Raw genomic sequence first — 25,090 nt, 5'->3', positions numbered from 1 at the left:
ACATTAAATTGGACATTATCCCATGTGGCAAACGATTAAACAGATCCCTTTTTGGCAAAAGGTGCTGGCTGGTTTTATTTTAGGGATCACCTTTGGCTTAGTATTAGGTGAGCAAGCGACGCAATTAAAACCTTTAGGTGACTTATTCATTGCAGCTATTAAGATGTTGGTCGCCCCACTGGTGTTCTGCGCCATTGTGGTCAGTATCACGTCACTAGGCAGTGGTGTTAGCCTCAAACGCCTGAGCTTTAAAACCCTACTGATGTTTATGTTTACTGGCACCATCGCCTCGCTTATCGGTTTAACCGTAGGCAGTTTGATTGATATGGGTGGCACGCTCGAACTAGCGACAACTGAGGTGCGTGAACGTAATGTGCCAGGTTTTGCTCAAGTACTGCTTGATATGGTACCGGTTAATCCGTTCGCATCCCTTGCCGAAGGTAAGGTGCTACAAATTATCGTGTTTGCCGCCCTGATTGGCATCGCTATTAATAAGGTGGGCGAAAAAGCAGAGCCATTAAAGCGCACCATTGAAGCAGGCGCCGAGGTCATGTTTCAACTCACCCGTATGGTACTGCAACTGACACCAATCGGTGTATTTGGCCTAATGGCTTGGGTTGTGGGCGAGTATGGATTATCGATGCTACTGCCGTTAGGTAAGTTTATTGCCGCTATCTACATTGCTGCCGCCATCCACATTCTGTTTATTTACGGTGGATTAATTAAATTTGCCGCTAAGTTAAGCCCTGTGCAATTTTTCCGTAAAGCGATGCCAGCCCAGCTAGTGGCCTTTACTACAGCATCAAGCTTTGGCACCTTACCCGCCAGTACCCGTGCGACAGAGTCCATGGGCGTATCTAAAAAATATGGCGCCTTTGTACTACCACTTGGCGCGACCATGAATATGGATGGCTGTGGTGGTATCTACCCTGCTATTGCGGCCATATTTATCGCGCAGATCTACGGTATTCCGCTGGATATGACCGATTATATGTTAATTGCCGTGACAGCCACAGTGGCCTCTGTTGGCACCGCAGGTGTACCAGGTAGTGCCATGGTAATGCTGTCGGTCACTTTAGGGGTTGTGGGGCTGCCACTTGAAGGTATCGCCTTTATTGCCGCCATTGACCGCGTTATCGATATGATCCGCACTGCAACCAATGTCACTGGTGACATGATGACCGCCGTCGTGGTGGGTAAATCTGAAGGTCAGCTCGACGAAACGCAATTTTACAACGACGAAGAGCCCACAGTGAGCACGGCGAGTTAACATCAATTATCGAGTCAGCCTTAAAGGCAAGTTAGCCGAAATAGCACCATTCATAAAAAAAACCGCAAATGCGGTTTTTTTTATGAGTAGCCATTAGTGATCCTTCACTAAGTCTATGCTCCTATCCTGCTTAGATTAGCGACTTAGATGAAGGCCCACTCGTGATATTACAGAGGGTTTATGCGCAATAGAGCACTCACAAGTGATTGCTAGCCCCTAATAATGTCACTGCTTGAAAACGACATTTTTACCGCGTCTTCGGCATTGGTAAAATCTCAAGCCCTTGAACATACTGATGGAAAATATTCACATAATGATGTGGATAGCACCCAAAGCGTATTATACTTGGGCAATATTTGCGCTTACTTTTAGGATATTTATGGCTCGTCTGTTTTTACTTCCTATTGTGTTATGCCTATTTTGGACCCTGTTTCTGCATTTAACTGGCGTGCCGTTAAAACAGGGCAAAAAAGGCTTTATCTATATCATCGCGATCAGTATGACGGTGATCTTATCTTTGGGCTTTATACTCTGGTTAACCGCCGATCAAAATCTGAGATATTAATTTGCCTAAGGCGCTAGTGCTCATCGCAAGTTCTGGTAAGATAGCGGCCCTTTTGACGCCGTGAAGGCAATACTCTGGAAATGCTATGTCTGATAAGTTTTTCTTTAAAGGCCGTAAAACGCCTAAGCCAAAACATGAAAGTTATGGTTATAACACTAAGCGAGTCGCGAAACCTGGCAGTGAAGCGTTTCCGCTAGCACTTATCGTCAATAGCGAAGCAAGGTATGCAGAAGTGAAGGCGTTAGCTGATGAGCATCAGTTGGTCGCCAACATCGAAATCAAGCCTGAAGTGGCTGAAGATATTAACGCCTTGATGGGGATATTAAATAAACCCAAAACCGCCACAGTGGAGAAAAAACCACAGCGCAACGATCCCTGTATTTGCGGCAGCGGGCAAAAATACAAAAAATGTTGTGGTAAGCAATAAGTGGTTTAGCAGTGATAACCTTTTGCTATCACTGCGACAACATCAAATTTGTTCAGAAATAATACTAAGGTGAGCCTCTAGTTCTGCTTCGGTTGCCGGTAACGAATCAAGCTCAAACGTTAAGGGGCAGCCACCATTTAACATGAAAACTGAACGCTCACCATGATCATAGTGAAACCATTTACCGTTCACACACAGATCCGTATAGCAGTTAGCTTGTAATTCCATTATCGTCATCCTCATTCAGGTCAAATAATCACAATACTTGTGATGCGCATCACCGTTATCAGACTACAGAACAGATAGGGACTTGTTGATCTGCATCAACTGATTAAGCATTAGCTTGACTAAGCAATCGCTAACATTGGCTATATCAATGACAAAACAATCATTTGGCAAACATAAAAAAACGGCCTACTGAACTAAGTAGACCGCATTATCTTTATCACTGCCTGCGCTTACACTATCAGCCAAGCACGGCCAGTAACACACCTGCCGCCACGGCCGAGCCAAGCACACCCGCCACATTTGGCCCCATAGCATGCATCAATAAGAAGTTTTGCTGGTTCGCTTCAAGGCCAACTTTATTGACCACTCGCGCCGCCATCGGCACCGCTGAGACGCCAGCTGCGCCAATCAGAGGGTTAATCTTCCCGCCGGATAACTTACTCATTAACTTTGCCATCAAGACCCCTGTCGCGGTACCAATGGCAAATGCGACGGCGCCGAGCACCAATATGCCTAAGGTTTCTAGCTGCAAAAATTTATCGGCAGAAAGCTTAGAGCCAACGGCTAACCCTAAAAAGATGGTGACAATATTGATGAGCTCATTTTGAGCGGTACTCGATAACCTATCAACCACACCGGACTCGCGCATCAAGTTACCTAAACAAAACATGCCCACGAGCGGCGTTGCCGCAGGTAAAAACAAGATAGTTAACCCCAGCACCATCAGCGGAAAGAAGATCTTTTCTTTCTTACTGACTTCACGCAGTTGCTCCATCTTGATCTGGCGTTCAGACTCGGTTGTGAGTAACTTCATGATCGGTGGCTGAATAATGGGCACCAACGCCATATAAGAGTAAGCCGCAACGGCAATGGCCCCGAGCAGATCTGGCGCTAACTTAGAGGCTAAGAAGATTGCCGTAGGACCATCGGCTCCGCCAATAATGGCAATCGCCGCCGCATCTTGCATGCTAAACTCAAAACCGGGCACTAAGTTAAGGCCGATGGCCCCAATTAAGGTGGCAAAAATGCCAAACTGCGCCGCCGCGCCAAGCAGTAGCATCTTAGGATTAGCAATCAAGGCACCAAAATCGGTCAGCGCCCCGACCCCCATAAAGATCAGCAAGGGAAATACCCCAGTTTCAATACCCACATGGTAGGCAAAATAAAGTAAGCCGCCCTCGTCGGTAAACCCACCATTAGGAATATTAGCCAATACGGCACCAAAACCAATAGGTAATAACAACAACGGCTCAAACCCGCGAGCAATGGCTAAATACAGCAATAACCCACCCACGGCCATCATCAGTAATTGCCCGGCAGTAAAATTGGCGATACCTGATTCGGCCCAAAAGGCCAGTAATCCTTCCATGCTAACTCCTAAGCTATGGCAAGCAATTGATTGCCAACGGCAACAGAGTCACCTTCTTTTACCCAAACCTGACAGATCACCCCGTCGGACTCGGCACGGATCTCCGTTTCCATCTTCATGGCTTCGAGAATGATCACCACATCGCCCGCCTTGACGGCATCCCCTAAGGCCACATTAACCTTAAAGATATTCCCCGATAGCGGCGCACTCATTTCCGCTTTCGCTACATCGGCATCAGCGCTTGAGCTGGTGGTTGGTACCGTAAAGGGCACCACATTCTCATTGGGCACAATTTGGCTAATATCGCCACCTGGGGCCACTTCAACTACAAAACTTTGACCTTGAACATTTACCGTATAGGTCTCTGGTCCACGCTTATCACTCACCTCTGGCGATGTGTTAGCCGCTTCACTTGCCACTAGCACCTTAGGTGCTTGAGGCGTTGGCTCAAATGCGTCAGGGTTATTGCGATTATTAAGGAACTTAAGGCCAATTTGTGGAAACAAGGCGTAAGTGAGCACATCATCATCGAGCTCTGCAGCTAATAATGTCCCTTCAGCCTCAGCCTTAGTCGATAACTCGCTGCGCAACTTGTCTAGCTCTGGCGCCAGTAAGTCGGCAGGGCGACACGTGATAGCCTCTGCGCCAGCAAGTACACGTTGTTGGAGCTCTTGGTTAACAGGTGCGGGAGTTGCCCCGTATTCGCCTTTAAGCACCCCCTCGGTTTCTTTAGTAAGCGACTTATAGCGCTGCCCCGTCAATACATTGATCACCGCTTGGCTCCCCACAATTTGTGATGTGGGCGTGACCAAAGGTAAATAACCGAGATCTTGACGAACCTTTGGGATCTCCTCAAGCACTAAGTCTAATTTGTCGGCGGCGCCTTGTTCGCGCAACTGGTTTTCCATATTGGTTAACATGCCACCTGGCACCTGGGCACGTAGAATGCGTGAATCAATCCCCTTGAGTTCACCTTCAAATGCGGCGTATTTTTTTCTTACCTCACGAAAATAGGCGGCAATCTCTTCGAGCAACGCCATATCATAGCCCGTAGCCCTATCGGTGCCTTCAACCATAGCGACCAAGGTTTCTGTCGCGCTGTGGCCATAGGTTTGGCTCATCGATGAGATAGCGGTATCAAGCACGTCAATGCCTGCTTCAATCGCCTTTTGGTAGGTGGCGGTGCTAAGACCTGTGGTGGCGTGGCAATGCAGTGACACTATTAAGTTAGTTTGGGCTTTAAGCTGACTGATGAGATCATAAGCTTCATACGGCTTAAGTAGACCGGCCATATCTTTAATGCACAGTGAGTGACAGCCCATATCTTCAAGGCGTTTGGCCATATCGACCCAGGTCGACAAGGTATGTACTGGGCTTGTGGTGTAAGAGATAGTGCCTTGGGCATGGCCACCGACTTCAACGACTGACTTGATTGCCGTTTCCAGATTACGCACATCGTTCATGGCATCAAATACCCGAAATACATCGACGCCATTGTCATGGGCTCGTTCGACGAAACGCTGTACAAGGTCATCCGCATAATGACGGTAGCCCAACAAATTTTGTCCGCGCAGCAACATCTGCTGCGGCGTATTCGGCATCGCCTTTTTTAAGGCTCTAATACGCTCCCAAGGATCTTCGCCTAAGTAACGGATACAGGCATCAAATGTGGCACCGCCCCAAGACTCCAGCGACCAAAAGCCAATTTTATCTAACAGTGGCGCAATAGGAAGCATATCTTCGAGTCGAAGACGAGTGGCAAGAATAGATTGATGTGCATCGCGTAACGCAACATCGGTTAATGCAAGTGGCTTGCTCATAAAAACTCCCTACTTTTAATTATGCGTTGGCGCGATATTGATGAATCGCCGCGGTGATTGCCGCAACAAATTTAGGTTCGATAGCCGGCGAAAGTTCAGGCATGCTGCTACCGCCATCATTACTGATCATAGGTGGCTTTTGGGGACCAAATTTCCATGCCACTAGGCTTATGCCTAAGATGAGCATTGACAAAAAAACGAACACCAGCGCCATTCCCAACGCCATTATCATCAATGCGTCACTCAGTTGTTGAGCAATAGAATCCATATTATCCTCTTCGAATAACCTTAATCTCTGTAGATGCAGACAAGACACAAGCGACATACTACTTATTCAGTTTTTAAGCAAAAAAAATCACCTCAAAGCGTGAGGTGGTTATTTAGCACCAGCCAAAATGTTTCAAATACAGAATAACCATAACCAATCTATAACAAAAATGCGAGCAACATGTAAATTGGTCATACCAAATTTATTGAAACTATTTGACTCAAGCTGATAATTCGACAATTAAAAGTCGATAAATATGAATATATGATAAAAAAGCTAGCTGAAACCACTATGAATTAAAAAAGCCGCGTCATTTCGATAAAAATAGACGTCATTAACACAAGTCAAGTAACCGATTATGCAAAAATATTCAATGAATAGCTGCAATAGCAAGGATCAGAGGCTCATGTCTATACAGTATGTTCGAGAGCATTAGTTCAAGGTGACAAGCAACATCGGCAGATGGCATTGGCTAACGCCGTTTAACTATCGTTACGACTAAGCTATGGATTCGACTAAATTATCGATTAGGCTATCGAGTTAAACCGACTATGCAGGAATCACTGAGATAAAACGATTGAGTGGTGACGATTGTGCAGTCGTCATGCAGTGTAAGGAGGTGTAATGCTATAAAGGCGGCGCTATCAGGCCTGAGGACTACTTGAGTAAATAACTTAGGTAAATAACGTGGGTAAGAAAAGTATACGGTGAAAAACAGGCATAAAAAAACCCGTAACGTGTACGGGTTTTAATAATGGCGGAGAAGGAGGGATTCGAACCCTCGATGGGATTTAAAGCCCATACTCCCTTAGCAGGGGAGCGCCTTCGGCCACTCGGCCACCTCTCCGCATAAAATGGTGCGCGTGGGAGGATTCGAACCTCCGACCGCCTGGTTCGTAGCCAGGTACTCTATCCAGCTGAGCTACACGCGCAAAACTTTACGTAAAACATAAAAAAGACGGAATTGACCGTCAAATTTATTTTGAATATGGTGCGCGTGGGAGGATTCGAACCTCCGACCGCCTGGTTCGTAGCCAGGTACTCTATCCAGCTGAGCTACACGCGCAAAATAACACTTAAATTCCCGATAAATTATAGATGGTGCGCGTGGGAGGATTCGAACCTCCGACCGCCTGGTTCGTAGCCAGGTACTCTATCCAGCTGAGCTACACGCGCATCTTATCTCTATAACTTATTTACTGTAAATGGTGCGCGTGGGAGGATTCGAACCTCCGACCGCCTGGTTCGTAGCCAGGTACTCTATCCAGCTGAGCTACACGCGCATCGTTTTTTACAGTTAAGAAATGGCGGAGAAGGAGGGATTCGAACCCTCGATGGGATTTAAAGCCCATACTCCCTTAGCAGGGGAGCGCCTTCGGCCACTCGGCCACCTCTCCGTTTTCTTGGCGCACATATTACTGTTTGCCGAAAATAAGTCAAACCATTTCTAAGAAACTAAATTCGTTTGGACTGTTTTTAAGCAGTTCATCGCTATAATGGGTAATCACTGCTTGCTATATCGCCATTGCGGTCAAAAAGCTAGCGGCATAAAAACAAAAAAGTCAGCAATATGCTGACTCTTATCGTTATCGACTTTATTAAGCGTTAGCTTAAAAGTTACCGCCGTCAGAAGAGTTACCTGATTTTTCAGACTGAATACGCTGATAGATCTCTTCACGGTGAACAGACACTTCTTTTGGCGCATTAACACCAATACGAACTTGATTACCCTTTACGCCCAAAACGGTGACAGTAACTTCATCACCAATCATCAGTGTTTCACCAACACGACGAGTTAATATCAGCATGTTTTTGCTCCTTTGGTTCTAATTCTGCTTGCACGGCACTAATCCGTTATAACCTTTATTATACGGTCAGCTTAGTACAAATTAATAGTGTTCTGTTAAAAAACCCCTGCTAATAGCACCTTTATCGGTTTAAATTTTCCTGTCTAGGGTATTTGTCCGCTTTTCCTAGCGCAAAATTGTTTTGTTTACTACCGTTTTGTAGCAAAGCATCCAGTAGCAAGCACAATAGCATTCAAGGGGCATAACCAATATCTGCTGCAGTTATCCCTCTTTAACCTGTACAGCCATCACGCTGAGCTTAACCGCGCCATAGCGGTCATAAGTCTTGCCAATGGCTGGGCATAATTAGAGGTGACCATGTAGAGGTGGCCATTGATACCAAACTAACCACGCTCCAACAGTCTGCAATATCCGGTCAAGTGTTCAATTTTTCAACCCTACACAATCACCAATGACAAAACTAACTAAGTACACCTCATTAGCCACTCATTGGAGGTAAGCCACCTTTATATCGATATAGGCGCCGAAGAGATAAAAAAAGCGCTCAATGAGCGCTTTTTTATTCAATAGGGGTTATTCAATAATGAAACTTACCCTAGACGTTCAGTTAACCAAGGCAGTACAGACGCCAAGGCGCTGTCGAGCTTAGCAGGTTCGCTGCCACCGGCTTGAGCCATATCAGGGCGACCACCGCCCTTACCGCCAACCTGAGGAGCTATCATACCGACCAGTTCGCCAGCCTTCACTTTGGCGGTTAAGTCTTTAGTCACGCCCACGATCAGATTAACTTTCTCGTCACCAGCAATACCAAGCACTACGATGCCCGATTGTAATTTCTGCTTAAGTTCATCTTGCAAGCCACGTAGTGCGCCAGCATCAACACCTTCAAGCTTTTTAACCAATACCTTGATACCGCCAAGGTCGATGGCTTCTCCAGCGAGATCGGCACTGGTTGCTGCCGCTAACTTGTCTTTAAGTTGTGACAACTCTTTTTCAAGCTGCTTGGTTTTATCAAGTTGCGCCTTAAGCTTGGCCACCACGGAAGCACTGTCGCTTTTAAGCAAGCTGGCAGCCAGTTCAAGCTGAGACTGTTGCTCACGCACATATGCCATTGCAGCTGCACCCGTTACCGCCTCAATACGGCGAATACCAGCTGCAATACCACCTTCAGAGGTGATCTTAAACAGGCCTATATCGCCCGTACGTCCAACGTGAGTACCACCACAAAGTTCGATAGAAAAATCGCCCATGGTCACAACACGTACCTGAGAGTCATATTTTTCACCAAACAAGGCCATCGCACCTTGTGCTTTAGCTTGTTCAATATCCATCACCTCAGCCTTAAGCTCGTGGTTACGACGGATTTGGGTATTCACTAAATCTTCTACCGCTTGCAGTTCTGCCGGCTTTACCGCTTCGAAATGAGAAAAGTCAAAACGCAGGCGCTCAGGATCAACCAACGATCCCTTTTGGCTCACATGACTGCCTAGCACTTGGCGCAGCGCAGCATGTAACAGATGCGTGACAGAGTGGTTTAGCTCGGTGCGATGTCTTAATGTTTTATCGACCTCTGCCAACAACACTTGGCCAACACGGATAGTACCGGCTTGCAGTTTACCGACATGCCCAACCGCTTGGCCATACTTTTGCGTGTCGCTCACAACAAACTCAGCGCCATCGCCACTCAGTAAGCCTTTGTCACCGCATTGTCCACCAGATTCCCCATAAAACGGAGTACTTTCCAGCACAATCACCGCATCCTCACCTACTGACAGTTCAGTCACGGCTTGACCATCACGATACAGGGCAACCACTTTGGCTTCGCCATTAAGATCACTATAACCACAGAAGTGGGTATGTTGATCAATTTTAAGCCCTTCGTTGTAATTGGCATCGAACTGCCCTGCCGCTTGGGCGCGGCGACGCTGCTCAGCCATCGCGGCCTCGAAACCGGCTTCATCTACGGTAATATCACGTTCGCGGCACACATCAGCCGTCAAATCGACAGGGAAGCCATAAGTATCATAGAGTTTAAAAGCCGTTTCGCCGTCAAGCACCTTGCCGTCGAGCCCATTAAGGGCATTATCTAAAATGCCTAAACCACGCTCAAGGGTACGCGCAAACTGCTCTTCTTCCGCTTGAAGCGACTTTTCTACAATGGCTTGTGTCTCTTTAAGGCCTTTCGCTGCATCGCCCATCACATCAATCAGCGTCGGTACTAGCTTGTAGAAAAATGATTCGGTAGCACCTAGCTTATTGCCGTGGCGCACGGCACGGCGAATAATGCGGCGCAATACATAACCACGACCTTCGTTCGATGGCATCACACCATCGGCAATCAGGAAGGCACAAGAGCGAATATGATCGGCGATAACCTTTAGCGAGTTATTGTTAAGGTCGCTAACATTCAGAATCTCAGCGGCCTTTTTAATCAGGGTTTGGAAAATATCGATTTCATAGTTGGAATGTACGCCTTGCATAATGGCGGCAATACGCTCAATGCCCATACCAGTATCAACCGAAGGTTTAGGCAGTGGCTCCATGGTACCGTCAGCTTGACGGTTGTACTGCATAAATACGATGTTCCAAATTTCAATGAAGCGGTCACCGTCTTCTTCTGGCGTGCCAGGACGGCCACCCCAGATATGCTCGCCATGATCATAGAAAATTTCAGAACAAGGACCACAAGGACCGGTATCGCCCATTTGCCAGAAGTTATCTGAAGCGTAAGCAGCGCCTTTGTTATCACCGATACGAATAATGTTTTCAGCCGCAACACCAATCTTTTTGTTCCAAATATCGAAGGCTTCATCATCGGTTTCATAAATCGTGACGCACAGACGTTCTTTGGGCAGCTTTAACTCTTCAGTTAGAAAGGTCCAAGCGAAGGTGATTGCTTCTTGCTTAAAATAATCGCCGAAGCTGAAGTTACCAAGCATTTCAAAAAAGGTATGGTGACGCGCGGTATAACCTACGTTATCCAAATCGTTGTGCTTGCCACCAGCGCGTACACAGCGTTGCGAGGTTGTCGCCCTAGTGTAATCGCGCTTATCTTCACCAAGAAAGACATCTTTAAACTGGTTCATACCTGCGTTGGTGAACAACAAGGTCGGATCATTGCCAGGTACCAGTGAACTGCTGTCCACTACCTGGTGACTATTTCTGCGGAAGAACTCCAAGAAAGCACTTCTCAGCGCTGCAGTGGTTTGATACATGAAATCATCCTGAATTAGGTTACATTCGCGGTGACAATTGAAACTTCACCGACACTCATAGTTAGCCCAACATTATAAGCAGTCTATTGTTGAACAACCAGAGGTTTAACCTAGGAAGTGAGATAAACGAACAAAAAGGCAAGTACAGAAGGGAAATAACCAGCAGACATGATTATTGAAGCAAGCAAACATGAATCATCATATATCGGAGTCAACCTCTAGCGCGTAGGCGATTTGATCGAAGCTATAACCTTGGCCCATTAAATAACGTACACGTTTAGCACGATCTTTTTGATCGCTAATAGGCCCATTATTAGCAAATTTTTTATTGGCTTTTGATTTTGCTAGCTCAAACCAGTCACAATCACTATTGTTTAATGCCCTTTCAATCGCCTCTTTCGATAATCCTTTTTGCGCCATCGATTGACGGATGCGGTTTTGACCATGGCCCTTGCTAATATGAGAACGCAGTAATAAGGCGGCAAAGCGAGCGTCATCTAAAAAACCATTATCGACACAACGGTCGAGTACAGGCTCAATTTCGCTTAACTCAAAGCCTTTTTGAAGCAGTTTAGTTTTGATTTGATGGCGTGAATAGTCGCGGCGGGCAAGGAGCCCAACCGCGATATGCATAGCAGAAGCTGTCATAACAAGTTAGTACTTAAAACACTTCACCTGTTTCTAAGTCGATATTCTCGTCGCTAACGGCAGGTTCAGCAGCCACTTTTTGGCCACCAAGCAGCATGGCACGCAGTGCGGTATCGATCTCTTTGGCAATTTCTGGGTTTTCTGTTAGGTATTTACCGGCGTTTGCGCGGCCTTGGCCAATCTTGTCACCTTTATAGCTGTACCAAGCACCGGCTTTCTCAATCAGTTTATGCGCTACACCTAGGTCGACTAACTCACCTGTACGGTTGATGCCTTCGCCATAAAGGATTTGGAATTCAGCTTGCTTAAACGGCGCAGCAATTTTGTTTTTAACCACTTTAACGCGAGTTTCGTTACCTATAACTTCATCACGATCTTTAATCGCGCCAGTGCGGCGAATATCAAGACGAACCGAGGCATAAAACTTCAGTGCGTTACCACCTGTTGTGGTTTCTGGGTTACCAAACATCACACCAATTTTCATACGAATTTGGTTAATGAAGATAAGTAGCGTGTTAGATTGCTTAAGGTTACCGGCAAGCTTACGCATTGCTTGGCTCATCATACGCGCCGCTAAGCCCATGTGTGAGTCACCGATCTCACCTTCAATTTCAGCCTTAGGGGTTAACGCAGCCACCGAGTCGACAATGATCACATCAACCGCGCCGCTGCGAGTCAAGGCGTCACAAATCTCTAACGCTTGCTCACCCGTATCTGGTTGAGAGCATAATAGGTTATCAATATCAACACCTAGCTTTTGCGCATAAATCGGGTCAAGCGCATGCTCGGCATCGATAAAGGCACACACTTTGCCATCACGCTGCGCTGCCGCAATCACCTCAAGGGTCAAGGTGGTTTTACCTGATGACTCAGGGCCATAAATTTCAACGATACGGCCTAGGGGTAAACCACCTGCACCGAGTGCAACATCTAATGATAGAGAGCCTGTAGAGATAGTCTCAACATCCATAGAGCGGTTTTCACCTAACTTCATGATGGATCCTTTACCAAATTGTTTCTCAATTTGACCTAGAACCGCGTTAAGGGCTTTCTCTTTATTTGCATCTATCTTCATGGTGCTTTCCTCTCTATCACAGGCGTTGCGCTGTGGTAAATCCGTTAGGATAAAGCATAGCGCTTACAACGAGCTGTGCTTTATGTGTCTCAATATGCTGACTAGTATACTGTACAATCATACAGTATCAAGTACTGTTGATGATTATTTTTTACTAAATTTAAAACAGCCACTTAGCCTAGGGTTGAGCTCAGTTGAGTTTAAATAATACAATTTTGGCTGGATAAATACGCCCGTTAAAGTGAAATTATTGCTAATATTGGCGCCAATCATACGCTAGCAACCCAAGGGTTGTTATGCTGAGCTTTTTTTGCAGGATACCTTGGTTACTTCATGAACGCAGTTGATATTCAAAACCTCGAGAAACACACCCCAATGATGCGTCAATATCTGACGCTAAAAGCCGAAGCACCTGATATGTTACTGTTTTATCGTATGGGTGACTTCTATGAGTTGTTCTATGATGATGCCAAGTTAGCCTCTGAGCTGCTGGGGATCTCATTAACCGCTCGCGGCAAGAGTGGCGGCGACCCTATCCCTATGGCGGGTATTCCTTATCATGCGGTCGAAGGCTACCTCGCAAAATTGGTGCAATTACGTGTGTCAGTGGCCATTTGTGAACAAGTGGGCGATCCGGCTACGTCCAAAGGCCCAGTTGAACGCAAAGTGGTACGTATCGTCACGCCTGGCACCTTAACCGATGAAGCCTTATTACAAGAGCGGCAAGATAATTTATTGGCAGCGGTATATCATGGCAAAGTCGGCTTCGGTTATGCCACGCTAGATGTCTCCTCAGGACGTTTTGTTGTCACTGAACTTCCCAGCAGAGAAGCGTTAGAAGCTGAATTACAGCGCACTAATCCTGCCGAACTGTTACACAGTGAAGATTTTAGTGAGATGGGCCTTATTGCCAGCTTTAATGGTAAACGTCGGCGCCCAGAGTGGGAATTTGACTACGACACTAGCTATCAATTATTACTGGCACAATTTGGCACCAAAGATCTTTATGGCTTTGGATTAGGTGACGTTAGGCTCTCGCTTCAGGCCGCGGGTTGTCTGATGCAGTATGTTAAAGACACTCAACGTACCGCCTTACCCCATATCAACTCGATTGTTCGCTTTAATCAGTGCGACAGTATTATTCTCGATGCGGCGACACGCCGTAATCTCGAACTGACTAAAAACCTGCAAGGTGGCTTTGATAACACCTTAGCCGCCATCCTCGACAATACAGCAACCCCCATGGGAAGCCGTATGTTGCAGCGCTGGATCCATGAGCCACTGCGCAATCATCACACCATCCGCGCCCGCCATGATGCGGTCGAAGAACTGCTCAGCTCTGGCGACTTTGAAACCCTGCACGATCAATTAAAAGCCTTGGGAGACGTTGAGCGTATCACCGCCCGTTTAGCCCTGCGCAGTGCTCGTCCTCGCGATTTTGCTCGCTTACGTCAATCGTTATCTTTGTTGCCTGCAATCAAACAACTATTAGCTAAATGCCACAGTCAACATTTGAGCAACCTTGCGATAATGCTGGGAGAATTTCCCGAAGAGCACGCATTACTGAGCCGTGCCATTGTCGATAATCCCCCCATGCTGATCCGTGACGGTGGTGTATTAAAACCTGGCTACCATCAAGAGCTAGATGAGTGGCGTGCACTTAGCCAAGGTGCCACCGATTATTTAGCAGATCTGGAAGCCAGAGAGAAACAAGCAACCGGGGCATCGACCCTCAAGGTGGGCTATAACCGCGTACATGGTTATTACATTGAGATTAGCCGCAGAGAATCTGACTTAGTGCCGCTAAGCTATCAACGCCGCCAAACATTAAAAAATACCGAGCGCTACATTATCGCCGAACTCAAAGAGCATGAGGAGAAAGTGCTCTCGAGCCAAGGCAAGGCGTTGGCACTTGAAAAACAACTCTGGGACGAGTTGTTCGATTTGCTCATGCCTAAACTGCATGAGCTACAACTATTTGCTAGGGCTGCTGCCGAGTTAGATGTGATCAGCAATTTTGCTGAGCGCGCCGATCTGTTCAATTACCATCGCCCCGAACTGACCGCACATAACGGTATTGATATTGATGCTGGGCGCCATCCGGTTGTCGAACAGGTTAGCCAAACGCCCTTTATTGCCAATCCGGTTAACTTAAGCCCGCATCGGCGCATGTTAATCGTAACAGGTCCCAATATGGGCGGTAAGTCTACCTACATGCGTCAAGTCGCGTTGATCACCCTAATGGCTCATATCGGGAGTTTTGTGCCTGCACAGCGCGCTGCCATTGGGCCGGTAGATCGTATTTTCACCCGCATTGGCGCCGCCGACGATCTGGCTTCGGGTCGCTCTACCTTTATGGTCGAGATGACAGAAACCGCCAATATTTTGCATAATGCAACGCCAGAAAGTTTAGTCTTAATGGATGAAATTGGCCGCGGCACCTCGACTTATGATGGTCTATCTTTGGCATGGTCTGCCGCTGAACACCTGGCCAATAACCTCAAAGCAATGACGCTATTTGCGACCCATTACTTTGAATTAACTCAGTTGCCAGAATTACTGGAAAATGTGGTTAATGTCCACCTTGATGCCATTGAACATGGAGACACCATTGCCTTTATGCATGCTGTGCAAGAAGGGGCGGCGAGTAAGAGTTATGGGCTACAGGTCGCGGCATTAGCGGGGGTACCAAGTAAAGTGGTTCAAGCGGCTAAACACAAATTACATCATTTAGAGAGCCGCGATAGAGATAATGGATTGCCAAGTGATACACAACAGGTCATGAGCTTTAGTGCGCCAGAAGAATCGGCAGCACTTAAACACTTAGACAGTATCGACCCCGATCAACTCTCACCTAAACAAGCATTGGATTTGCTATATCAACTGAAGCAATTACGTTAACGGCCATGTGAAAATTAAGGCTCAGTAAGGCTATTGAGCCTGACACTCAATGCTAAAAGCAAAAAAGCGTACCATTTTTGGTGCGCTTTTTTATATTCTACAATATCCATAATAACGGCAATCAGGCTTAGCTATTTTACTTTTTCACCAAACTTATGTGCTGATACTAAATACTCGATAGTATTGCGACCTTATGGGCGAAAAATAGCTTCTACCGACAATCCCTGTGCACCAAGTAAGTCTTTAAGGCGCTTCAATGCTTCTACTTGGATCTGGCGAACTCGCTCTCGAGTCAAGCCTATCTCTTTACCCACATTTTCTAGGGTTGAAGGTTCATATCCTAATAAACCAAAACGGCGCGCTAATACTTCACGCTGCTTACTGTTCAGCTCATCTAACCAGCGAACCACAGATTTAGACATATCCTCATCTTGTACTTTATAGTCAGGCCCGACACTGTCGTCATCGGCCAATACATCGAGCAGCGCTTTATCACTGTCACCGCCTAACGGGGTATCTACCGAGGTAATGCGCTCATTTAACTTCAACATACGACTCACATCGGCACTGGGAAGATCTAGCTTCTCAGCAATCTCTTCGGCGGTTGGCTCATGGTCCAACTTATGCGCCAGTTCTCGGGCGGTGCGTAAATAAACATTAAGTTCTTTGACCACATGTATGGGTAAACGAATCGTGCGAGTTTGATTCATAATGGCACGTTCTATCGTTTGCCTTATCCACCATGTGGCATAAGTTGAGAAGCGAAAACCACGTTCTGGGTCAAACTTCTCAACCGCGCGGATCAAGCCTAAATTACCCTCTTCGATAAGGTCGAGTAACGCTAAACCACGGTTGTTGTAACGACGAGCGATTTTTACGACGAGTCTGAGATTACTCTCAATCATACGGTTACGAGATTTAGCACAGCCCTTAAGGGACTTACGTGAAAAATAAACCTCTTCCTCCGCACTCAACAGGGGGGAAAATCCAATCTCACTTAGATACAGCTGTGTGGCATCTAAATTCTTTTGCAAATCATCTTGTACTTGCTGTTCCAGTTCGGCTTCTTTTACGCTCTCTTTGCTATTTAACAGTGAAACATCAGACTCATTCTTAGACAAGTCAACTAAGGTCTCCGCTATTGCGGTAGTTGTTTTACGACCCATAATAGTTCTCCCAAATTTTACTCACTGAATTACTGCACGTTTTTATCCTCCAATTGCCAAAATGGCGCCTAAAAAAATTATGTTTTAGGCAAAAATTTAAGTGGGTCGACTGATTTACCATGGTATCGGATTTCAAAATGTAACATGACCCGATTGGTACCCGTTTTCCCCATACTCGCAACCGCTTGTCCTACTGTTACGAATTGCTTTTCCTTGACTAAGATTTTATCTGCATGAGCATAAGCACTTAAATAATCATCACTATGCTTAATAATCACTAGATTACCGTAACCTCGAAGCGCATTTCCTGCATAAACGACACGTCCATCTGCCGCTGCTTGAATGCGTTCACCTCGCGTTCCAGCTATCTTAATTCCTTTATTTCCTTGCTCTTTGGCAGAGAATTTTCCAATCAACTTTCCTTTTACAGGCCAATGCCAACGATGTACTTTCTGTGGCAAGGTCGACTTTGGCTTGTGGATAACATTGTTAACAGATTGTTGACCACTTGATACAGGGTACGCAGAATTTGAGGTCTGATCAAGTGATTTTTTTGCGACGCTTACTTTCATGGCACCGACCACACCAGAACCTATAACCACCTGTTTATTAACAGCTTTAACTGAATTAACTGCAACTTTAGGCGTATTTTCGCTCCGATTTTGAGCTTTAACTCTAGTTGTAACAGGCTTTGTCAGCTTGAGATTTAGCACCTGTCCTGGATAGATGGTATATGGCTTTTTAAGCCCATTGTGCCTAGCGATATCAACAAAATCTTTATTAGCAGCCCACGAAATTGAGTACAAGGTGTCACCCTTTTTGACTCGGTAACGCTCAGAGGTCAGACCACCTTTTTGATACTGTTTTTTAACAGGGGAATTAATACTCACCACAGGTGCAGGTCTATCCGCTTGAAAGCTACAAGCCGTGAGCTGCAGCAATAGCATAAGCAATAACAGGTATCGTATCGCTCCAGCACTCACAGAAAGTCTGCCGCCACACATGCAGGTGCAGCCGACTGTGCCAGACACGATATGCCTAAGGCTAAGCATATGATATCTGTACTGGCATTAGGCCAGTTCACCATTAACCAGCGGCACAAACTTGACCATTTCGATCATTTCAGACCGATAGTCATCGCCATAACGGGTAACGCGCAGCAGCTGTTGTGTTTCTTGACCAACAGGAATAATCAACACGCCTTGTGGACTTAGCTGGGCCAACAAGTCTTGCGGGATACTGGCCGCTGCCGCTGTGACCATAATGGCATCGAATGGACCTTTATTCGCCCAACCTTTCCAACCATCACCGTACTTAAACGACACATTGTGTAAATCGAGACGTTTTAAGCGTTGCCGCGCCTGAATTTGCAGACTTTTAATCCGCTCAACGGTACATAATTCATCTACCAATTGAGCCAGTATCGCCGCCTGATAACCCGAGCCCGTACCGATTTCTAACACCTTTTTGGGCTTGGATTCAAGCAACAGCTCGGTCATCTTGGCAACAATATAGGGTTGTGAAATAGTTTGACCTTGCCCAATAGGCAAGGCTGTATTTTCATACGCTTTATGGCCCAAAGCTGCATCAAGAAACAGCTCTCTAGGGGTTTTTGCCACAACAGACAACACGGCTTGATTGCCGATGCCTGCGCCTCGTAAAGCGTTTGCCAAATTCAATGCCGATGCGGTGGCTACACCATTCATAGTTGCTCAATCCATTGTTTCAGTTTTGGAATTTGTTCATAGGCGGTCAGATCCACAGTCAAAGGTGTGACAGATACGTAACCTTTAGCGACGGCATCAAAGTCGGTACCTTCACTGGCATCTTGCTCTTGACCTGGAGGGCCTAGCCAGAATATCTCTCGTCCGGCAGGATCTAAGGTTCTCACCATTCCCTCAGCTCTGTGTCTGGCGCCAAGGCGGGTCACTTTAATCCCCTTGATGTGTTCAAGCGGTAAGTCAGGCACATTCACATTTAAAATTTGATCTTGGGCGATCGGCGCCTTAATCAAGCCTGCCACGATTTTACACGCCACCGCTGCAGCCGTGTCATAGTAATTGAGCTCGCGCCCCACCAAAGAGATGGCAATAGCTGGTAATCCCAAAAAACGCCCTTCCATCGCAGCGGCTACGGTGCCTGAATAGAGAGTGTCATCGCCCATGTTTGCACCAGCGTTGATCCCTGAGACCACAATATCAGGCTCTTGTTCGTATAACTCGCGAATCGCCAGATGTACACAATCGGTGGGCGTACCGCTAACTGAGATATACCCATTATCTAACTTATTAATTCGCAATGGATTAGTCAAGGTTAGGGAGTTACTCGCACCGGAACAATTACGATCAGGGCCAACGGTCATCACATCATATTGTGCAGATAACGCCTGAGATAAGGCGGCGATGCCTGGCGCGGTAACACCATCATCATTACTCACCAATATCTTAATCATCTTGAGCTACACCTTCTGCACGAGCAGCTCGTCTGGCATTAAACTCTCGCTCATTAACGTCTTGGTAATCGACCAACTCTCTGAGCAGTGATGTGGCAAAGCAGCCTGCGGGCAAAATAAACTTAATGACTAGCGCATCTTCGTCGGCTTCATAACTCAAATGTTGCGGCTCAAGCAGCAAGGTGCGGCGCTCTTGATTAAGTCCCGCTTGTTCGAGTCCATTACAATCTTCAGCAAACTGCTCTGAAATGGAGGTTTCAAATGCTAATGCTTCAGCTTGTGACAACGGTTGACCACGACCCCATAATGGTGCCGATAATTGAATGTCTTTTTGGGCTAAACGTGCAAGCAACGCCTCGTCCCATGGGTTGGCTACAAAATAACTTTTACTGCCCGCCAACATCACACAGTCGCCCTCAAGCACTTGGGTACCGTACTTAGCCAAACGGGCAGAAACCACTTCGTTATAAAGATTAGATCGCACAGCCGATAAATACATGCTGCGTTTGTTTCGATCTTTCACATTACGGCCAGCCAACATCTGTCGGCCAAAAATGAGATTCTTACCGTCATGACCAAACCGTTGTTCGCCAAAATAGTTAGGGACGCCAGTTTGCTTGACTAATTCAATCCGTTTAATGACATCAGCCATATCCGATACTGCACGTAACGTTAAGGTGAAACGATTCCCCACCAGCGCACCAGTGCGCAGCTTTTTACTGTGACGACTGCTACTTAATATGGTCAATTGCTCACTATTGAGTTCATCCCACTTTGGCGTTTCTTTACCCGGAATACGGACCCCAAACCATTGCTCGGTGATCGCATGTTTATCTTTTTGTCCGGCAAAGGTGACTTCTTTCGGATGGACCTTCGCAAAACTAGATAACATTTTGGCCACATCGGCGGTATTTAACCCCTCTTTACGCACATGCAGCATGTGATGTTCGCCTTCTCCGGTAGGCAGAAAGGGTAAAATCTCCTCAACAATGAAATCACGATTGTGGGTGCGAAGATCGGCGCTCGCTTGCGGTTGGCCATGTAAATAATGCAATGAACTCATAAAATTCTCTTGTTAACTATTGCTTGTCATCAGCACTACGGCTTCCACCGCGATACCTTCTTTTCGACCAGTAAATCCCAGTTTTTCTGTGGTAGTGGCTTTGACATTTATCGCGTCAATATCACAGGTTAAATCGGCGGCTAAACAGGCGCGGATCGCTTCAATATGCGGCAGCATCTTAGGGGCCTGTGCGATCACTGTGACATCGAGGTTACCAAGGCGATAGCCTTTATCGATGGCAAGTTGGTAACAATGGCGCAGTAATACTCGGCTGTCGGCGCCTTTGAACTCGGCATCGGTATCAGGAAAGTGCTTACCAATATCGCCTAACGCCATCGCGCCCAAAATGGCATCGCTAATCGCGTGTAACACCACATCACCATCGGAATGCGCCACTAGGCCCGTATCGTAGGGGACTTCAACACCACCTAAAATCAGCGGCAGATCACCACCAAATTTATGGACATCGAAACCATGACCAATGCGAATATTCATCATACTTATCTGTCATCCCCGCGTTGCAGCTCATCTTACTGCTGTTAACGCTTATTGTTTGTGATTGAAAGCCGTCAATGAATCACGACTGTTGAGAAACAGTGCCGCTAAGCGTAAATCATCAGGGTGAGTCACCTTGATATTGTCAGCGCGGCCAACCACCAATTGCGGCGCCGCACCTGCCCACTCCATCGCTGATGCCTCATCAGTGATATTCACCCCTTGCGCTAGCGCGTTACTGAGGTTGGCCTTAAGCGAGGTAGCAGGAAACAGTTGCGGGGTGAGCGCATGCCACAAGTTGTTGCGGCAGATAGTGGTATCAATATTGCCATCTTTATTGCTGCGTTTCATGGTGTCACGCACTGGCATAGCTAAAATTGCCCCTTGAGGCGCACTATCTGCTTGCTGCTCGACAGCACTGATTAACTTATCAATATCGCTTGGGTGTAAACAAGGTCGCGCCGCATCATGCACTAACGCCCAGCTGTGTTGCCCTACATGCGATAAGCCCGCAAGTACCGAATCAGCTCGCTCCTTGCCCCCTTGTACCACTTTTAGTTTAGGGTGATGCGCCTGAGGCAAGGATTCAAAAAAAACATCATCTGGGTTCAGCGCCACGATCACTTGGGCGATCCTAGGATGTTGCAACAGTACATCTAAGGTATGAGCAATAATCGGTTGATGTTCTAACATCAAGTATTGCTTGGGGATATCGGCACCCATGCGGCTGCCAATGCCAGCAGCGGGAACAATTGCAACTAGGTGTTCAATAATTGGTGTCATTAATCAAAACTCATGTCACGGGTGATCCGATTTCACCTAGTACCAAGGTACGTAATAAAATACGGTTAGCGATGAATATCTGCATTGCGTTGGGGCTCGGCCACAACACGAAAGAAAGTTTCGCCTTTTTTGACCATGCCAAGTTCGTTACGCGCACGCTCTTCGAGTGCTTCGGTTCCACGACGAAGATCGATAATCTCCTCTTTGAGAACTTGATTACGCTCGATCAATTTGGCATTACTTTGTCGCTGCAACGCGATCTGCTCTTGCAGCTGAAATGATTCTGGCAGGCTATTTTGCCCAAACCAGAGTCGATACTGAAGTAGACCAAATAAAATGGTCATGGCAATGAGAAGACGCTTCATCCTTAATGGCTATATCACTATTAGAAATTCTGCACTGATATTACAACAAAAAAGGCCACCAAGTGGTGACCTTTTAATAATTTATTGGTTAAAGTGGCGTTTATGCTTGCCCTTTAATCTCTAGGCGACCTTTATAAGGTGCTTTTTCACCCAGCTGCTCTTCGATGCGTAGCAATTGGTTGTACTTAGCAACACGGTCACTACGACACAGTGAACCCGTCTTGATTTGGCCCGCTGCAGTCGCCACAGCCAGATCGGCAATGGTTGCATCTTCCGTTTCACCACTACGATGAGAGATAACAACAGTGTAGCCAGCCGCTTTCGCCATGCGGATAGCCGCAAGGGTCTCAGTTAGCGAGCCAATCTGGTTAAACTTAATCAAAATTGAGTTAGCGATATTGTTGTCGATGCCGCGTTGTAAAATCTTGGTATTAGTCACAAACAGATCGTCACCCACAAGTTGGATCTTGTCGCCAAGGATTTGTGTTTGGTACGCCCAACCATCCCAATCTGACTCATCAAGGCCATCTTCGATAGACACAATCGGATATTGCTCGGTCAATGATTTTAAGAAATCAGAGAAACCGTTTGAGTCAAACTTTTTACCTTCACCCGCCAGATCATATTGACCATCTTTGTAAAACTCAGAGGCCGCGCAGTCAAGTGCTAGGGTAACGTCTTCACCTAAGGTATAACCGGCTTTTTCAACTGCAACCTTAATAACCGCTAACGCTTCGGCGTTAGATGCTAGGTTAGGTGCAAACCCACCTTCATCACCAACGGCGGTGCTTAGCCCTTTATCTTGCAGCACTTTCTTCAAATTATGGAAGATCTCCGCGCCCATGCGCAGTGCTTCACGGAAGCTTTTAGCACCAACAGGTTGAACCATAAACTCTTGGATATCAACGTTGTTATCGGCGTGCTCGCCACCATTAAGAATGTTCATCATAGGCACAGGCATAGAGTACTGGCCTGGAGTACCGTTTAGCTCGGCAATATGCGCGTAAAGTGGGATGCCTTTAAAAGCAGCGGCGGCTTTGGCAGCAGCAAGCGAAACAGCCAGAATCGCGTTAGCGCCTAGCTTGTCTTTGTTCTCTGTACCATCAAGATCGATCATCACCTGATCAAGCTCGGCTTGAGCTGCAGCATCTTTACCCAGCAATGCATCGCGAATTGGACCATTGATGTTCGCGACTGCCGTTAACACACCTTTACCCATGTAACGACTCTTGTCGCCATCACGTAGCTCTAGTGCTTCACGGCTACCGGTAGAGGCTCCAGACGGCGCAGCCGCCATACCAACAAATCCGCCATCTAAATGCACTTCAGCTTCAACCGTTGGGTTGCCGCGTGAATCCATGATCTCACGACCAATGACATTGATAATTTTAGTCATAATTTCCTCGACTTAAGTTTAAGATTAAAATGAAAAGTTAATACAAAACTAAAAAATACTTGTCGTTAAATTTACATCATCTGGAACAAAAAAGCCGCTTCCGATAACCGGAAGCGGCTGTTCACTATCGCTTAGCCTAAATCGCGTTTTTGGTAGGCGATGGCTGCACCAATGAAGCCTTCAAACAATGGCTGACCATCGCGAGGCGTTGATGTAAATTCAGGGTGGAACTGACCCGCCACAAACCAAGGGTGATTTGGCAGTTCAATCATCTCAACCAACTGACGATCAGATGATAGTCCACTGAATACTAAACCGGCTTTTTCTAAACGCTCTCTGTAAGTGTTGTTCACTTCATAGCGATGACGATGACGCTCTACACAGGTCAAGCCTTTGTAAGCTTCGGCCGCTTTCGTGCCTTCAATTAAGTGACATAGCTGAGCGCCAAGGCGCATGGTGCCGCCTAAATCAGACTCTTCATGGCGTTGCTCAACGTTGCCTTCTTCGTCAATCCACTCAGTAATAAGTCCAACTACTGGGTGAGGAGTCTCTTTGTTAAACTCGGTAGAATGTGCGCCTTCAAGTCCCGCAACATGGCGAGCAAACTCGATTAATGCCACTTGCATACCTAGACAGATACCGAAGTAAGGCAGGTTGTTTTCACGGGCATATTGCGCCGCCAAAATCTTACCTTCAACACCACGCTCACCAAAACCACCTGGAACCAAAATACCATCAAGGCCTTCGAGAACTTCAACACCTTTAGCTTCTACCGTTTGAGAGTCAATATACTTGATGTTGACCGACACACGCTTAAATAAGCCTGCATGCTTAAGTGCTTCGTTAACAGATTTATAGGCATCGGGCAGTTCGATATATTTACCAACCATACCAATGGTGACTTCACCGGTTGGATTGGCTTCTTGGTAAATCACCTTTTCCCACTCGCTTAAGTCCGCTTCTTTGCAGTCGATACCAAAGCGCTTGGTGACCAAGTCGTCAAGGCCTTGTGCCTTCAATAACGCTGGGATTTTATAGATGCTATCCACATCTTTCAGTGAGATAACCGCGCGCTCTTCTACATTACAAAATAGCGAGATTTTAGCTTTTTCATTAGCAGGTATCGCACGGTCGCCACGGCACACCAATACATCTGGTGCGATACCGATAGAACGTAATTCTTTTACCGAATGCTGCGTCGGTTTGGTTTTCACTTCACCCGCCGCGCCCAAGAAAGGCACTAAGGTCAAATGCATAAATAGGGTTCGATCGCGTCCTAGCTCAACACCTAACTGGCGAATAGACTCAAGGAAAGGTAATGATTCGATATCACCTACCGTGCCGCCAATCTCAACGATTGCCACATCATGACCTTCACCACCTTCAAGCACCTTCTCTTTAATCGCATTAGTAATATGCGGAATAACCTGAATGGTTGCACCAAGGTAGTCACCACGGCGCTCTTTACGCAATACTTCTTCGTAAATTCGGCCAGTGGTAAAGTTGTTACGACGGTTCATTTTAGTGCGGATGAAACGCTCGTAGTGACCTAAGTCGAGGTCAGTTTCAGCGCCATCTTCAGTCACGAAAACCTCACCGTGCTGAGTCGGGCTCATGGTACCGGGATCCAAGTTGATATAAGGATCCAGCTTCATAATGGTTACATTAAGGCCCCGAGCCTCTAAAATTGCTGCCAATGATGCTGCTGCAATGCCTTTACCTAGTGATGAAACCACGCCACCAGTAACGAAGATATACCTTGTAGTCATGCTGAAC

22 protein-coding genes and 6 tRNA genes are annotated in these 25,090 nt (G+C 46.6%); 4 read left to right on the top strand and 24 right to left on the bottom strand.

Features of this window, described 5'->3' with window-relative positions:
• Positions 1-22 precede the first annotated feature (22 nt).
• From AC5YBX_RS04970 to AC5YBX_RS04960, 3 genes are all read left to right on the top strand, one after another.
• Positions 23-1,270, top strand: coding sequence for a dicarboxylate/amino acid:cation symporter (locus AC5YBX_RS04970; protein WP_494519750.1), 1,248 nt, complete (start codon positions 23-25; stop codon positions 1,268-1,270).
• Positions 1,271-1,649: 379 nt separating this feature from the next.
• A complete protein-coding gene (locus AC5YBX_RS04965; RefSeq protein ID WP_110456469.1) occupies positions 1,650-1,835 on the top strand; it encodes a hypothetical protein in 186 nt (61 codons plus the stop codon).
• Between the two features lie 85 nt (positions 1,836-1,920).
• Positions 1,921-2,262: a PBPRA1643 family SWIM/SEC-C metal-binding motif protein gene (locus tag AC5YBX_RS04960; RefSeq protein WP_494519751.1), complete on the top strand. Its 342-nt coding sequence runs from the start codon at positions 1,921-1,923 to the stop codon at positions 2,260-2,262.
• A 42-nt stretch (positions 2,263-2,304) separates the two neighbouring features.
• On the opposite strand, the gene AC5YBX_RS04955 is transcribed toward AC5YBX_RS04960, so the two are convergent.
• The 14 genes from AC5YBX_RS04955 to recA form a co-directional block, all read right to left on the bottom strand.
• Positions 2,305-2,490 carry a hypothetical protein gene (locus AC5YBX_RS04955; protein WP_494524456.1) on the bottom strand — a complete coding sequence of 62 codons (186 nt, stop codon included), beginning with the start codon at positions 2,488-2,490 and terminating at the stop codon, positions 2,305-2,307.
• A gap of 238 nt (positions 2,491-2,728) precedes the next feature.
• Positions 2,729-3,859 carry a sodium ion-translocating decarboxylase subunit beta gene (locus AC5YBX_RS04950; protein ID WP_494519759.1) on the bottom strand — a complete coding sequence of 377 codons (1,131 nt, stop codon included), beginning with the start codon at positions 3,857-3,859 and terminating at the stop codon, positions 2,729-2,731.
• Between the two features lie 8 nt (positions 3,860-3,867).
• Positions 3,868-5,679 carry a sodium-extruding oxaloacetate decarboxylase subunit alpha gene (oadA, locus tag AC5YBX_RS04945; protein ID WP_494524455.1) on the bottom strand — a complete coding sequence of 604 codons (1,812 nt, stop codon included), beginning with the start codon at positions 5,677-5,679 and terminating at the stop codon, positions 3,868-3,870.
• A 19-nt stretch (positions 5,680-5,698) separates the two neighbouring features.
• The gene (locus AC5YBX_RS04940) at positions 5,699-5,947 is read right to left on the bottom strand and encodes an OadG family protein (RefSeq protein ID WP_494519761.1); all 249 of its coding nucleotides are present in this window, start codon (positions 5,945-5,947) and stop codon (positions 5,699-5,701) included.
• Positions 5,948-6,702: 755 nt separating this feature from the next.
• Positions 6,703-6,794: transfer RNA gene (locus tag AC5YBX_RS04935), tRNA-Ser, on the bottom strand.
• An 8-nt stretch (positions 6,795-6,802) separates the two neighbouring features.
• A tRNA-Arg gene (locus tag AC5YBX_RS04930) sits at positions 6,803-6,879 on the bottom strand.
• A gap of 57 nt (positions 6,880-6,936) precedes the next feature.
• A tRNA-Arg gene (locus AC5YBX_RS04925) sits at positions 6,937-7,013 on the bottom strand.
• A 33-nt stretch (positions 7,014-7,046) separates the two neighbouring features.
• Positions 7,047-7,123: transfer RNA gene (locus tag AC5YBX_RS04920), tRNA-Arg, on the bottom strand.
• Positions 7,124-7,153: 30 nt separating this feature from the next.
• Positions 7,154-7,230, bottom strand: a tRNA-Arg gene (locus AC5YBX_RS04915).
• A 22-nt stretch (positions 7,231-7,252) separates the two neighbouring features.
• Positions 7,253-7,344: transfer RNA gene (locus AC5YBX_RS04910), tRNA-Ser, on the bottom strand.
• Between the two features lie 213 nt (positions 7,345-7,557).
• Positions 7,558-7,755: a carbon storage regulator CsrA gene (gene csrA, locus AC5YBX_RS04905; protein ID WP_110456474.1), complete on the bottom strand. Its 198-nt coding sequence runs from the start codon at positions 7,753-7,755 to the stop codon at positions 7,558-7,560.
• 590 nt (positions 7,756-8,345) lie between these two features.
• The gene (gene alaS / locus AC5YBX_RS04900) at positions 8,346-10,970 is read right to left on the bottom strand and encodes an alanine--tRNA ligase (protein WP_494524454.1); all 2,625 of its coding nucleotides are present in this window, start codon (positions 10,968-10,970) and stop codon (positions 8,346-8,348) included.
• Between the two features lie 198 nt (positions 10,971-11,168).
• Positions 11,169-11,618 (bottom strand): recombination regulator RecX, encoded by a 450-nt coding sequence (gene recX / locus AC5YBX_RS04895; protein ID WP_494519764.1) that lies wholly within the window; start codon positions 11,616-11,618, stop codon positions 11,169-11,171.
• A gap of 13 nt (positions 11,619-11,631) precedes the next feature.
• Positions 11,632-12,693 (bottom strand): recombinase RecA, encoded by a 1,062-nt coding sequence (gene recA, locus AC5YBX_RS04890; protein WP_494519765.1) that lies wholly within the window; start codon positions 12,691-12,693, stop codon positions 11,632-11,634.
• A 333-nt stretch (positions 12,694-13,026) separates the two neighbouring features.
• On the opposite strand from recA, the gene mutS reads away from it, so the two are divergent.
• The gene (gene mutS / locus AC5YBX_RS04885) at positions 13,027-15,594 is read left to right on the top strand and encodes a DNA mismatch repair protein MutS (RefSeq protein WP_494524453.1); all 2,568 of its coding nucleotides are present in this window, start codon (positions 13,027-13,029) and stop codon (positions 15,592-15,594) included.
• A gap of 191 nt (positions 15,595-15,785) precedes the next feature.
• Here the strand turns inward: mutS and rpoS are convergent, their stop codons facing one another.
• The 10 genes from rpoS to pyrG all read right to left on the bottom strand — a co-directional run bounded on the left by rpoS (position 15,786) and on the right by pyrG (position 25,083).
• Positions 15,786-16,760 carry an RNA polymerase sigma factor RpoS gene (gene rpoS / locus AC5YBX_RS04880; protein WP_494519767.1) on the bottom strand — a complete coding sequence of 325 codons (975 nt, stop codon included), beginning with the start codon at positions 16,758-16,760 and terminating at the stop codon, positions 15,786-15,788.
• Between the two features lie 77 nt (positions 16,761-16,837).
• On the bottom strand, positions 16,838-17,764 hold the full coding sequence (locus tag AC5YBX_RS04875; RefSeq protein ID WP_494524793.1) for a peptidoglycan DD-metalloendopeptidase family protein: 927 nt from the start codon (positions 17,762-17,764) through the stop codon (positions 16,838-16,840).
• A 66-nt stretch (positions 17,765-17,830) separates the two neighbouring features.
• The gene (locus AC5YBX_RS04870; RefSeq protein WP_494524452.1) at positions 17,831-18,466 is read right to left on the bottom strand and encodes a protein-L-isoaspartate(D-aspartate) O-methyltransferase; all 636 of its coding nucleotides are present in this window, start codon (positions 18,464-18,466) and stop codon (positions 17,831-17,833) included.
• A complete protein-coding gene (gene surE / locus AC5YBX_RS04865; RefSeq protein WP_494524451.1) occupies positions 18,463-19,212 on the bottom strand; it encodes a 5'/3'-nucleotidase SurE in 750 nt (249 codons plus the stop codon). Before surE ends, AC5YBX_RS04870 begins: the two co-directional genes overlap by 4 nt.
• Positions 19,205-20,275: a tRNA pseudouridine(13) synthase TruD gene (gene truD / locus AC5YBX_RS04860; protein ID WP_494524450.1), complete on the bottom strand. Its 1,071-nt coding sequence runs from the start codon at positions 20,273-20,275 to the stop codon at positions 19,205-19,207. Before truD ends, surE begins: the two co-directional genes overlap by 8 nt.
• A 12-nt stretch (positions 20,276-20,287) precedes the next feature.
• Entirely contained in the window at positions 20,288-20,770 is a 483-nt protein-coding gene (ispF, locus tag AC5YBX_RS04855) for a 2-C-methyl-D-erythritol 2,4-cyclodiphosphate synthase (protein ID WP_494524792.1), read from the bottom strand.
• 51 nt (positions 20,771-20,821) lie between these two features.
• On the bottom strand, positions 20,822-21,553 hold the full coding sequence (ispD, locus tag AC5YBX_RS04850) for a 2-C-methyl-D-erythritol 4-phosphate cytidylyltransferase (protein WP_494524449.1): 732 nt from the start codon (positions 21,551-21,553) through the stop codon (positions 20,822-20,824).
• 65 nt (positions 21,554-21,618) lie between these two features.
• Entirely contained in the window at positions 21,619-21,918 is a 300-nt protein-coding gene (gene ftsB / locus AC5YBX_RS04845; protein ID WP_494524448.1) for a cell division protein FtsB, read from the bottom strand.
• Positions 21,919-22,018: 100 nt separating this feature from the next.
• Positions 22,019-23,314, bottom strand: a complete 1,296-nt coding sequence (gene eno, locus AC5YBX_RS04840; protein ID WP_494524447.1) for a phosphopyruvate hydratase — start codon at positions 23,312-23,314, stop codon at positions 22,019-22,021.
• A gap of 131 nt (positions 23,315-23,445) precedes the next feature.
• Positions 23,446-25,083 (bottom strand): CTP synthase, encoded by a 1,638-nt coding sequence (gene pyrG, locus AC5YBX_RS04835; RefSeq protein ID WP_475516174.1) that lies wholly within the window; start codon positions 25,081-25,083, stop codon positions 23,446-23,448.
• Positions 25,084-25,090 lie beyond the last annotated feature (7 nt).

Source organism: Shewanella sp. 492 (assembly GCF_059338445.1).
This window is presented reverse-complemented; position numbering and strand designations above follow the sequence as displayed.

Excerpts from the sequence above, each read along its gene's own strand:
- AC5YBX_RS04970 (WP_494519750.1), top strand. The coding sequence starts at position 23 with ATGTGGCAAACGATTAAACAGATCCCTTTTTGGCAAAAGGTGCTGGCT.
- AC5YBX_RS04965 (WP_110456469.1), top strand. The coding sequence starts at position 1,650 with ATGGCTCGTCTGTTTTTACTTCCTATTGTGTTATGCCTATTTTGGACC.
- AC5YBX_RS04960 (WP_494519751.1), top strand. The coding sequence starts at position 1,921 with ATGTCTGATAAGTTTTTCTTTAAAGGCCGTAAAACGCCTAAGCCAAAA.
- AC5YBX_RS04955 (WP_494524456.1), bottom strand. The coding sequence starts at position 2,490 with ATGGAATTACAAGCTAACTGCTATACGGATCTGTGTGTGAACGGTAAA.
- AC5YBX_RS04950 (WP_494519759.1), bottom strand. The coding sequence starts at position 3,859 with ATGGAAGGATTACTGGCCTTTTGGGCCGAATCAGGTATCGCCAATTTT.
- oadA (WP_494524455.1), bottom strand. The coding sequence starts at position 5,679 with ATGAGCAAGCCACTTGCATTAACCGATGTTGCGTTACGCGATGCACAT.
- AC5YBX_RS04940 (WP_494519761.1), bottom strand. The coding sequence starts at position 5,947 with ATGGATTCTATTGCTCAACAACTGAGTGACGCATTGATGATAATGGCG.
- csrA (WP_110456474.1), bottom strand. The coding sequence starts at position 7,755 with ATGCTGATATTAACTCGTCGTGTTGGTGAAACACTGATGATTGGTGAT.
- alaS (WP_494524454.1), bottom strand. The coding sequence starts at position 10,970 with ATGTATCAAACCACTGCAGCGCTGAGAAGTGCTTTCTTGGAGTTCTTC.
- recX (WP_494519764.1), bottom strand. The coding sequence starts at position 11,618 with ATGACAGCTTCTGCTATGCATATCGCGGTTGGGCTCCTTGCCCGCCGC.
- recA (WP_494519765.1), bottom strand. The coding sequence starts at position 12,693 with ATGAAGATAGATGCAAATAAAGAGAAAGCCCTTAACGCGGTTCTAGGT.
- mutS (WP_494524453.1), top strand. The coding sequence starts at position 13,027 with ATGAACGCAGTTGATATTCAAAACCTCGAGAAACACACCCCAATGATG.
- rpoS (WP_494519767.1), bottom strand. The coding sequence starts at position 16,760 with ATGGGTCGTAAAACAACTACCGCAATAGCGGAGACCTTAGTTGACTTG.
- AC5YBX_RS04875 (WP_494524793.1), bottom strand. The coding sequence starts at position 17,764 with ATGTGTGGCGGCAGACTTTCTGTGAGTGCTGGAGCGATACGATACCTG.
- AC5YBX_RS04870 (WP_494524452.1), bottom strand. The coding sequence starts at position 18,466 with ATGAATGGTGTAGCCACCGCATCGGCATTGAATTTGGCAAACGCTTTA.
- surE (WP_494524451.1), bottom strand. The coding sequence starts at position 19,212 with ATGATTAAGATATTGGTGAGTAATGATGATGGTGTTACCGCGCCAGGC.
- truD (WP_494524450.1), bottom strand. The coding sequence starts at position 20,275 with ATGAGTTCATTGCATTATTTACATGGCCAACCGCAAGCGAGCGCCGAT.
- ispF (WP_494524792.1), bottom strand. The coding sequence starts at position 20,770 with ATGAATATTCGCATTGGTCATGGTTTCGATGTCCATAAATTTGGTGGT.
- ispD (WP_494524449.1), bottom strand. The coding sequence starts at position 21,553 with ATGACACCAATTATTGAACACCTAGTTGCAATTGTTCCCGCTGCTGGC.
- ftsB (WP_494524448.1), bottom strand. The coding sequence starts at position 21,918 with ATGAAGCGTCTTCTCATTGCCATGACCATTTTATTTGGTCTACTTCAG.
- eno (WP_494524447.1), bottom strand. The coding sequence starts at position 23,314 with ATGACTAAAATTATCAATGTCATTGGTCGTGAGATCATGGATTCACGC.
- pyrG (WP_475516174.1), bottom strand. The coding sequence starts at position 25,083 with ATGACTACAAGGTATATCTTCGTTACTGGTGGCGTGGTTTCATCACTA.